Raw genomic sequence first — 12,167 nt, 5'->3', positions numbered from 1 at the left:
GCAATGTAACCATCAGCAACAGCGGCGGTATAATAGTGGGAGCAATCGGAACCGTCAAGGCTAATGCGGTGGTGGAATCACCTACAATCAGCGTCAGCGGGGTGAAGGTGGCGGTCAGCATTGCCGAGGCCAGCTTGAGTGCTGTACAGAAGGCATATGTTTCCGGCGGCAGCATTGTTGCCCAAGGCCTGGTCAAGATCTACTCCTGGCAGAATACTGACAACGAAACTACCGGAGCGGTGGCTTCCCTGGGCGGCAACAGCGGCAGCGTTGATGTGAGCCTGGTGGGCGGTTCAGCCAATATCGCCAATGCCACCGCTAACGCCACTAATCTGGCTTACGCTACGGGAACCAATTTCGGCAGCCTCGCACAGAAAAACGGAAACCTTTCGATAGAGGCCAAAGCCAACTCCTTTGCTAAAGCAGGCTTCATCAATGATAATGTCCAGCTCAGCCTGGCCAGCCTGGGAATCCTCACCATGACCGCCCAAGCTCAGGGGACTTACAAGGCATACCTCGACAGTACAGGGGCTCTCTTATATGTAAATGACCTCACTATTTACAATACCTATAAGGCCATCTCTTCGGCCAAGTCGACCCAGCCGGGCAAAGGCGTCGGGGTCAGCCTGGTGGATGGAGACGTGAATTTCGCCCAGGCAACAACCTCAACCGATGCAAGTTCGTATATCACTGGCGATGGAACCCTAAATGCTAATGGCATTACTATTCAGGTCACCGGCAGCGGCAGCAGGGCCACCGCAGATATCGATGCCGCCAAGGTCAGCATCACCGGAGCAAAAGTTGCCGCCAACATCTCCCTGGCCAGCCTGAAAGTCACCCAAAACGCATATATCAACGGACCGGGAACAGTAAACGCCACTGGTACGGTGTCAGTCTTATCAATACTGAAAGACACCTCCTCCTGGGCTGAGGCGGGTGCCAATGGCGGAGCTAATGTATCTTTGGCCACGGCTGATGGCAATCTGACCACAGCGGAATCTGCATCAACGGTCAATGCTTATATCGAAGGAAATGTGACCATAGTAACCACAGGAGACGTGAATGTTGGCGCAGATCTAGGAGGGACAGTCACTTCCCGGGCCCAGGCTCCGGATACCAGTGTAACCCTACTCAGCCTGGGAGTGGTAAGAGTCTTAGCCGCTTTTGCCCAGGATACAGTCAGTGCCTGGATCGCGGGCCAGGCCAGTGTAACCGGCAAGAATGTAGATGTAATAGCCAATGCTATGGGAACTGCCACCGCCATTGCCGAGCAGCCCAATACCACTGTGAGCCTGGCTGACGTAAACGAGATATATGCCGAAGCCCGAGTTGGCACCAGGAACGTCAATGCATATATCGGAAGCGGCGCAACAGTCATATCCACCGGAATAGGGGCAGACGACGGCGTAAATGTGGCGGCAGCTTCCGCTACCATCCTTACTGCGCACAGCAACCATGGAACCAGTGTGAGCCTGGTAGGAGTAGGCAAGTATACCATCAAGACCTATGTCGGCAACCACAGCACTAGAGCTAGTATCAATGGCACTGTAACATCCCAGAACAACATCTGGCTCAGTGCAACTGATTCGATCACTGCTTCGGCATCGACTTCTGCCAGCAACGCAGGTTTAGCCAATGTGGGCAGTTCCACCGCCACCAGCACAGTAGTCACACAGACGGGTGAGACTTCTGTGGGCCCAGGGGCTGTACTCGAGGCCCTGGAAGATATCAGCATCTATTCCCGGACTGTTTCCAACTTGACCGCTAAGGTCGAAGCCAATGCGGTGGCCCTGGGCGATTTCGGTGCAGTGTACGCGGCCACAGCGCTCAATAACCGCAATACTAAGTTTACCGCCGGCGATGGCGCCAGGATCATTTCCAGGTATGGCGACGTATATATCAGTGTCCTGGCTGATACCGCCAGGCAGAATGCCACCGCCACCATGGGTGGATACGGTTTGGTCAGCGGAGGCAGCGGACCGGAGTCCAGTGCCTACATCAAGACCAACACCAATGCTAATATAGGCGACGGAGTGGTAATTACCGCCTTGTTCGGTGACCTGGGAATCAATGCTTCCAGCAAAAACGACATCTATGCATACGCTTACCGTCACATGGGCACCCTGGCAGGCAGTAATATGAGCAAAGCCAGCATCACCGCCATCGAGGATACTATCGTAACTATCGGCGGCAACGGGGCACAAAGTTATCTGAACAGCAGGAACACCGACATAAGTTCCTATCTGTACCAGAAGCTGCATGCCTACGCGGTATCCTATACGGTTTCGGCCGGGTCGCTCACCGAGGCCAAATCTTATGTGACCGTCACTGACAAAACCGAAGTAAACATAAACAATGCCTTTATAGGCGGAATTGATACGCTGGATATCCACGCCGCAGTAATCGATATGTACATTCACTCCGAGAGCTATGCGGAGATCGTGGGTCTGACCGGAAAGGTCTATGCCACCTCTTCGGCTGGCGGCAGCAGCACAGCTGCGGTTGCGGTTGGAAGCGGCGCTGAGTTGGCCAGCCAAAAGATATTTATTAAAGCCGAATCTCCATTGATCACCGATCAGGTTGTTTTCCGCGATGCCACCGCCAAAGGAAATACGGTCGTCAACTGGGTATGGAAGACCATTCAGCGGACAGTTGACAAACTGGTGAAAAGCGTCAGCAAGATTCCCATCATCGGATGGTTTGTAAAATGGGTCTGGACCAAGGTAACTGAATGGGTCGATGTACTGGTTAAGGAAATCCTTTATTCCGATGAGAAGGAGTACCGAGAAGGGACCATGGCTTCAACCGGCAAGGTGAATGTTAACGGTCAGGTACACCTGGGTGGTGCAGCTGCCGGTATGTTCGTCGACATCAAGGAGGATGGAACAGTCGTATACTCCGGCCTTGATGATGCCTATGCAGAAGCCGCGACCCTGTCCCCTCAAGACAATACCATAACACTGGGGAAACTCTACAACGAGGACCTGGGTGAATTGACCATAAGCGCATCCAGCGCCGGAGCAATAAACGGCAGTATTACAGTATTCAACAATGACTATCTGCCCAATATCGTGGTCAACAACTGGTCAGCCTACGATCTGATACTGGGTCAGATTGCGGCGGTCAACGGTCAGCTCGGTTCTCCGGTCCTGAATATAGGCGACCGGGTCAGCTTCGTCTTGGATACCGAGATCCCAGGTCTTACCATAGTATCGCATAATGACACCGACCTAAATTTCAGTAAGAGTGTTGACGTAGGCGATGGCAATATCGACATCATCATGAATGGCGGAGATGTAAACACTGCCGCCAATGAGGGTCAGGGCAAACCGGCAGCGGTTTGGGCCAACCGCTTGACCATAGCAGGAGCCGGCAATATAGGCCAAGCTTCGAACCGTTTCAATGCCTACATACTGGATCTTCCTGAAATACCGGGCACTACCGGTACAATCAAGACCATACCGGCCAGACCGACGTATATCGCCCTGCAAGCTCTGGGAGATATCTATGCGGCTTTCACCCATGTGATAGTCAACCTGGAATCTACCGAACGCACCGTCAGCCCGATTCTGACCTTGGATAAAATTCAGGCTGGTGGGGTTGCCGACCTGCTGGTCAACGCCCCCCATGGATTGGTGTATCAGGGTAATGCTAATCTCGGCCAATCTATCGACGTATCCCAGCCGGGTAGCAGGGACACCCTGGTACGCCTGGATGGTTCAGAAAATGAACTGGTTATCAATGACAGCCTGGGCAATGAGACTTCATATACACTTATGCCCAACGGCATGATAAAGACCAATCAAGGCATCACCATCCGCGGTTCCTATTACTGGGTGGGTGATTCCGATTTGACCGAAGACTCCGGAGAGTCTTACCAGATTGCCCATTACTACCTGCCCAGCGGGGATATCGTGGCAGTCGACCGTTTAAGCGGCAAAATCGTAAATGTCATAGCCTTTGACGGCAGGATATATGACCTTGATGCTATAAGTTTCACCGCTGCAGAAGGCAAGCAAAACATACAGTTTAAGCATGAGAAGTTCGACGTCATTTACAGCTATGACAGCAATGGGGACCTTGAAGACATCAGCATTGCCATAACCGAGGATCATCTTATAAACGGGGGAGTCACCATCTATGTAGAGACCGAGGCCAGTGAACTGGGCTGGACCCTGCCTGACGGCACCCGAGTATATTATAAGAATGCTTTCCTCAATGACGGAGCAGAAGTGCAGCCTATCTTCCTGGGCATGAAAGGCGACAACTACCTGTATGTTCTGGAACCTCTAAACAGCCAACGTTCCTTCTATCATGTAGTGGAATTTAAGGTGGTTGGTGATGAGTACACCTTTATACAGGGGTACACTTACACCAAGGATGAACTGCTCCATGCTGCTGTGGTTGCACTGGGTCGGGATATGTCGCTTAAGCAAGCCAAGCAGCAGGCCAGCGATGTGCTCAACAGCTATGGGCTGAACTCATTCTCCGCCGCCAGCACCCCAGAACTTGTGGCCGCGCAAATTGAGGATGATCTGCAGGGCTTGCTGACCGACAATTGGAGCTTTACGGTTCAGGTGGACTTTACCACCAAAGACATAACCGTAACTGTTGGTGAAGGCGAGGAGCAGAGCGAAGAAACTATAACCATACTTGAAAACATCAATATTGAGGTCAACCTCATCGAGGTGGTGCCCGACGGCGAGACCGCCGAAACGGCACTGGTGTACAAGATTTACGATGTTGCAGCAGGTGAGTATGAAACCGATCTGACTGATGAAGAGCTTACCTTTATTAGTGAGGTGGTAACCGGCACCAAAACCAAAGCTTCAGCTGTGGGTGCTGAATTCGCAGCTGGGGTACTGGGCAGCCGCTCGGGCACTATCTTTGTTAATAAGACCGATGGCATAGTCACCGGCCTGACGGTGAAAAACGGGGCCTATTATTTCGATCTGGTTTACAACGCTTATCATAAGGCCTATTTGGCAGCCAGCGGCCATTACAACGGCAATGAGCAGAATGCCTACCAAGACCTCCTGGGCAGGTACTTCGTTCTCAGTGATGATCAAGCCACTATCACTGTATATGAACTCGACCTATCTGGCAGCGGCCCGGTTAATGACAGCACTTCGGCTTTGAACGGCGCTTACCGCACCGTAAGCGGAGGGTACCTGTTCGTGGAAAATGTGACCACAACCAACGCCAACTCCGGCATCCTCTATCTGGTTGATCGGGCTGCGGTGGTTACACCGGATGGCAGGGTTTTCCCGGTGGCAGTCGAAGGCAATGCCATATCTGGTAATATGAGCGATGAGACCATCAGCTTCTCGGCTAATATGACTCAGAAGACGGACCCCTACGGCAGACCGGTCTTTTCGGTGCTGCAGTATCAATACCGGGATCCCTATGACAACATGATCAAGTACTTCATGAGCAGCGGGCCGGGTGATGCGGTGTATGATGAAATCGACACCAGGCTCGATTTGGCAGGCTATTATTACTCCAATTCGCTGGTGGCGGCAACCTCTTACAGAACCGTAAATGGAGACTGGTATGAAGGCTATTACTATGACACCGGGAGCATACCGGTGTACGACCTTCGCCAGCCCAAGACCAATGCTTTCGGTCAGCCCCTGTACAGTGTATTTAATATTATAACCGGGCAATACCTGGAGGGTGAATTCACCGCCTCCCAAGCGGAATTCTATTCTGATATGAGCTGGCTCTATCAGGTCAGCCCTTTATACCGGGATATTGAGGGATTGACTATAGTCAGGCCGGTAGAGGGCGGATTGACGGTCACTTATACCGAAGCGTTGAGCTTGGAAATACCCGTGGATATAAACGGCTACGGGGTGATCAGCAAGGACAAACGGGTGCTCTTGGAAGATGATGGCACATTCCCGGCAGGCACCGTTCTCTACCTGGACGAGAACCAGGCGGTAACTGCCTTGTTGACTCCTGAGGGCGAGTTCTACCTGTACCAACAGGGCACCTCATATACTGCAGATATACCTGACGACCAGGAGATCTTTACTGCCTACCGGGGAGAAGGCAGCGGAACAGAACTGGACCTGATCGCCTACCTGTCACCAGGCAGCCAACAGATGCTGCATGAGGTGATGACCGGCCTGTATATGGCAGCTCCAGGCGAGAATGACCTCACCTTCCTGACCTTTGACGCATTGGCGGCGACCATGAGCAGTTTCTATGCCGATGCCGATTATTTCGGCTTCGACACCATGGGCAACCTGGTTCTCCTGGAAAAAGAAATACTGGAAACCGTTTATCAATCATCGGACGAGGCAGATGCTGACTTTGACGGGGCAGCGATGATGAACCTTTACAGTCCGCAGGGGCATCTGTTGCTCACCGTTCTGGAATTAACCGATGGCAGGATCGCCTTCCTGTTCGAAGATAACACCTGGATTGACTCGGAAGGAAACACCGGTTTCATACCCAGACCGGTCAATCGGACTTTAGAGAGCTTCGACAGCGAATCGCAGGTGAGAGTCAACAGCATTATCGCCGATAATGTTAATCTGCGCTTCGCCGGCGCCAACACCACCCTCACTGATAACGGCGAAGGAGGGAATATAAACGTAATATCCGACAACGTGGTAATTGTGGCCGAAGACAGTGGCAATATTTTCACTGCGGACAATCCCCTGGTGATTGCGCCTAATCTATCGGATACGGTAAATCTAAAGCTCATCAAGACTTCGGCCGGAGGTGCATACGACGCCAGCGCCTATGTGGTGGCCTCAGGAGCGGGGGACAATGTAAATCTCCATGATACTGAAATCGCTTCGGGAGGCCTTCTGGACCTTACTGTGACCGCAGGCGATGTCCTTATGCATAACGTAGGCATAAATCAGGGCGGAGAGCTTAACCTGACAGTTGGCACTGGTGATATCAATATGGATGATGTGGTTGTCAGCGGCGATTTGACTGCCGCCACCGATGCCGGTGATGTGGATATGAATCAAGTGGATGTCACCTCCACAGGCAATCTGGCTGTTACAACCGGGGCCGGTGACATCACCATGGACGATACAAATGTCAGCGGTGATTTGACTGCCACTACTGGATCTGGCGATGTCAATATGAATGGGGTGGATGTAACCTCGACAGGTAACTTTGCTATTACATCGGGGGCAGGCGACATCACCGTGGATCAGGTCAACTCGGACGGCACCCTGCAGATCACTGCTGTAAACGGCGATTTGCTAATGCAGGATGAGGATTCCATTCTCACCATCGGCGAAAACTCCACTGCCGGGGAAGGAGACACCTGGGTGGATATAGGTGGGGATATGGGGGCTGAGGCACTGCCCTTCAAAATCAACATATTGCTGGATGAAAGCGGAGCAGCCCAACCGTTCATCATCAAAAACGTGGCCAATCTCTATCTTGTACAGGATATCGGCAATGCTGCCGATGACGATACCCTGCCTACCCATGGGCGGGATGAAAACGGCACTTGCGCCAGCCATGATGAGGCTACCAATGGCATGTTAAATGATGACCAGATCGTCAACGTGGTCATGCCAGCCCAGAGCGCGGCAGAGATCGCTGCCCAGCTCAAGAATGGCACCCTGTCTGAGAATCAGCTGCTGGCCCTGATCAGCGGCATCTTAACCGGGCAAGAAATCAAAGCGCTGCTGGGGGTTGATGATGCTGCCGTTGATACTCTGGTGTCATCGTTGAATTCCATGGATGCTGAAGAACTGGCGGAACTGGTAGATGCCTTGGGTCTGGGGGTGGCCCCGCCGGAGTCGAAGCTTGATCTCACCGTACTGAGCGGCAACGATCCCCAGGAACTGTCGGAGCTGGCTCTAGAATTGGGACTGCCGGAGACGGCCACCAAGAATGACATTCTGGCTGAACTGCGCGGACAGCTCGGGCTGGCAGCCAATGCCACCGTGAGACAGATTCAGAGCGCTTATCAGATGTACTATGGCGGGATCGTGGAACAGTATCGCAGCGAAGTCATGCTCAGTTACCGAGCCAGCATTGATGCCAGACTCAATGCGGACAGCGGACTCTCTGACGATGACATCAGATACTTGTTGAATTTGGGCTTGAGTGAAACTGAAGCTGCTATGGCAGCCTTGTTAGCCGGCGCTCTGGATGCGCAGCAGCCGGTAGTGGCAAGTGACGATGGGGCCGGCAACATCACTTACCTGCAGGCTACAGATGCTGAGGGCAACCCGCTCTTTATCGACGGGGTCGATGAATTGGGCAATCCTATACAGATCCCGGTTTATGTGATGGAGAGCAGGATCGATGACAATGATCTGTTTGCAGTCTACTGGGATTCACTTACCGAGGAACAAAAACTTGATCTCATTGAAGCAGCATGGGCCCTGGCCGATTATCCAGAGCCTACAGACGATGCCGATAACATCAGGGTACTTATTCTCAATATTGGGAAATCCACCGGTGAGGGAAGTATTGAGAATCTGGGCGACATCATAGTGACCCAGCAAGAGGGGACCTTTACCGCCGCAGAGATCGTCTCTACATACGGTGATGTTACTATTACCAGCCCGGACATCGCCGGGGTCAGCGGCCAAACCAATGTCTATGGCGAGGATATTGAGCTGACCGCCACGACGGGCAGCATCACCGGCTTGAATGTCGAGGAAAAATCCTGGCCACCTACCACCATCGCCAACATAACCGATGAGGACAAGATCAATGAGCCTTTCGGTGAAACCGGAGGGAAAACCTGGATTTTAGTGCGCAACCCGGAAAGTGGCCAAATAGAGATGCAGTTTGCAGTAGACTACACCACGGTGCGCGACCTGAATATCGATGCTGCCACCAGCATCACCGCTACTGCGGCTGGTGATATAGAAATCATCGAATTAACCGGAGATATGGGTATCAATGTCATTGAATCTATATTTGGCAGGGTGTCCCTCACCGCTCCTGGATCCATCTATGATGTCCGGGCTGAAGACGAGAACCGGGAAAATATCATGGCCAGCAATGGAGCATCGCTTACTGCTGGCGGAACCGTAGGCACCAACCAGAATTATATCGATACCGACATCGATGGTACCGCTCAGATTGCTGCCGGCGGAGACATTAACATCAATGACAGCGGCAGCCTGACCCTAATCGCGGATAGCGCGATGGGGCAGGTGAATGTCAATACACTCTTAGACCTGATCCTGTCAAATACCTCAGGACACCTGGTCATCGGGTTTATAAAGGCAGGGGGCACGGCTGCTATCACCTCTGTAGAGGGTATCGCAGCTGGTGACAAAGTGGGCCAGGATGTCAATGTAAGGGCAAAAACCATTTCATTAAGAGCAGACAACGGCAGTATTGGTAGTGTTGGGTCTCCGCTGGAAATAGACAGCGATGCCGCAGGTGGCGGAAAACTCTCTGCCAGCACCGCAGGGGGTGCCATCAACATTAATGAAGTCATAGGAGACCTGATCATTGACCTTATCAATGCCAGCAGCAATGGTACGGTTAATATCGCGGCGGAAGGCGGAGTCGTGGTTGGCACCATAACTTCGACTGGCGGTGGAAATGTAACCGTCACCGCCGGCAACGGTGATATTACTGAAGCAGGAGGTTCGGATTCGATAGCCGCCGCCGCAGCAGCAAGAATTACCGCAGCTCAGGCCCGCAGTGCGGCTGATCTGGCTGCGGCTCAGGTAATTATCTTACAGAATTATGTGACCAACATTCTCCCTGAAGTATTGGGCCGCCCGGCCGCGCAACAGGCTTTAGATAAAGCCATTGCCGACCTGGCCGCGGCGGAGCAGGAACTTCTGGGCCTAACAACCCTCATTACCGCCGCAGAAACTGAACTGGCAATCATTCAGGGTGAGAAGACCGCGGCAGACAATGATTTAGTCGAAGCCCAAATTGCACTGGCCAATGCCATCGCTTACCGGGATACACTAACTGACCCAGATGAAATTGCCGCCCAGGATCTTATCATCGCCGCTTTGACAGACGATGCAGCGGCTGCACAGGACCTGGTGGATGCCAAGCAAGGGCAACTGGACAGTAAGAACGCTGAACTTTCGGCCTTGCGCAATCAGCAGACCCAACTCATGAACGCAACTATCCCGCAGCTTACTCAGATACGCGATGATGCCCTGAGTGTCCTGGACGGGATAGATGTACAGCTGGCCCAGGCTCAAACTGAACTGGTAGATGCAAAAACCACCGAGAGAAACGATCTGGAAGCCGCCGCAGCACTATTAGAAGGCATCGCAGCCAACAAGCTGGCAGATGCTGCTGCTTCTGGCATCAGTACCGAAGGTGGACTTAACCTGAACCTGCTAAACGGAGGGACGATCGGTTTACCCGATAACGCCCTGGGAGTAACCGCTGCTGGCAATCTGCAGGTTAGTGCCGGCGAGGGATTCAGCATCAACGGGCTATATCTGGAAAGCGGCGGCGACCTCCACCTGGCGCCGGTCGTGGTGAACGGAGAGGTTCACATCGATTCATTGGGAGACATTCAGGGTACAGGTGGTAAGGGCACAGTAATTACAGCTGACAACGCCGAACTCAACAGCCTGAGCGGAGATGTCGGGCAGATATCTAATCCGCTGCTTATTAATGTGGATCGTATCACTGCCAGCGGAGACGGTGTTTATATTAAAAACCAGAAGGATCTGGTAGTAGACACTATCATTGGCAATGACGTAGGGCTGGAGGTGGCTGGAGACATTGCTTCGGGTGCCGCAGCTGGCGGCGGAAACAACAACAATATTATCGCCGGGCAGCTGACGATTAATTCCAGCGGTAATATCGGCAGCCCAGATAACCGACTGACAACCGCCGTGGATGAAATCACCGCGAAGTCTGAATCAATCTGGCTGAAGAATAACTCCGGGGAACTGGTAATAAACCGTATCGATGTGCAGACCCTGGCCGACATTTTGGCTGCGGGCAGCGTGATCGACCCAGGCCCGGGAAGAAATATAAAGGCCCTTCAGCTTAATATCAACGCTTTTGGCGACATTGGTCAATCTGCAACCAATCCCCTTGATGTATGGGTTTCTGGAAATGCGCCTACGGCATCCTCAAGCTATGGCTCCGTCCACCTGACCAACCACTATAAGCCCGGTGGCCTTGGTGGCGGCGGAGGCGGCGGAGGCCGAATCCCATCCGAAGTAACCATTACCGATCCCAAGACGGGTGTGACGGTTTCCGGCAAGGGAATTCCCTCTGACGCCAAACTGATCGTCTCTGAAACGACCGAACATCAGGAAGCTCTTTGCCGGGCATGTGAGTTTATCCGGCAACTGGTGAAATCAGGCCAGGCCATCGTAAACTACGATATTTCGCTGACCAAGGAATTCGAAGGTACTGTTACTGTAAGCATCCCGGTCGGCATGCAATATGAAGGCAGGACCCTGACTGTCTTAACCTGCCGAAATGGCAAAATAAGTCCATCCAATGTTACCGTTGAAGCAGGAAGGGTGCAATTTGTAACCGATAACCTCACGGCCTACGCGGTACTCGACGACAGGTACCAGATAATTGCATATAATGGGGAATACACCTTATTCGGCGGGCAGTTGGTACCCCTGGCCGAGGGCACTTTCAAGGATGTAAAACCGATTCACTGGTATTTCGGATCGGTTGCCTATGTGCATGCTGTGCGGCTAATGGCGGGCATCGCCGCAGACCTGTTCGATCCTAACGGTACCACTACCAGGGGCATGCTGACCACGATCCTATATCGCCTGGAAGGGCGCCCGATGGTTGAGGGCTACAGCGGCTTTGCCGACGTAGAAAACGATGCCTGGTACACCGATGCGATTATCTGGGCAAAAGCCAACGGCATCATTGCAGGGTATGACGACAACCGCTTTGGCACCCATGATCCCATCACCCGTGAGCAGATGGCAACCATCCTTTATCGCTACACTGCGAGCAAAGGCAGAGATGTCAGGGCCTCCGGCGATCTGAGCAGCTTTAAGGATGCCGAAGAGGTCTCTGCTTATGCCACCGATGCTATGAAATGGGCTGTGGGCTTAGGATTGATTCTGGGCAAGGACAATAAACGAATCGACCCGGCCGCCCCTGCCACCAGAGCCGAGATAGCTGCCATCATACAGCGTTATGCGGCGATCTATACCAGAGTATTACTGGTGGACGATGATCTGTTGGAGAAAAAATAG

The 12,167-nt window shown here is 52.7% G+C and carries 1 protein-coding gene (running past one end of the window); it reads left to right on the top strand.

The features are described 5' to 3' along the window. On the top strand, nt 1-12,167 hold the 3' end of the coding sequence (locus AC15IQ_RS14155; protein WP_483179946.1) for an S-layer homology domain-containing protein. Its footprint begins 15,247 nt before the window's first position; 12,167 of the gene's 27,414 nt are visible here — the last part of the coding sequence; its start codon lies beyond the left edge, outside the window; its stop codon occupies nt 12,165-12,167.

Source organism: Syntrophomonas sp. DTU019 (genome assembly GCA_913757435.1).
GTDB lineage: Bacteria > Bacillota > Syntrophomonadia > Syntrophomonadales > Syntrophomonadaceae > DTU019.
Note: the sequence above shows the minus strand (reverse complement) of the source record. Positions and strands in the feature narration are given on the sequence as shown.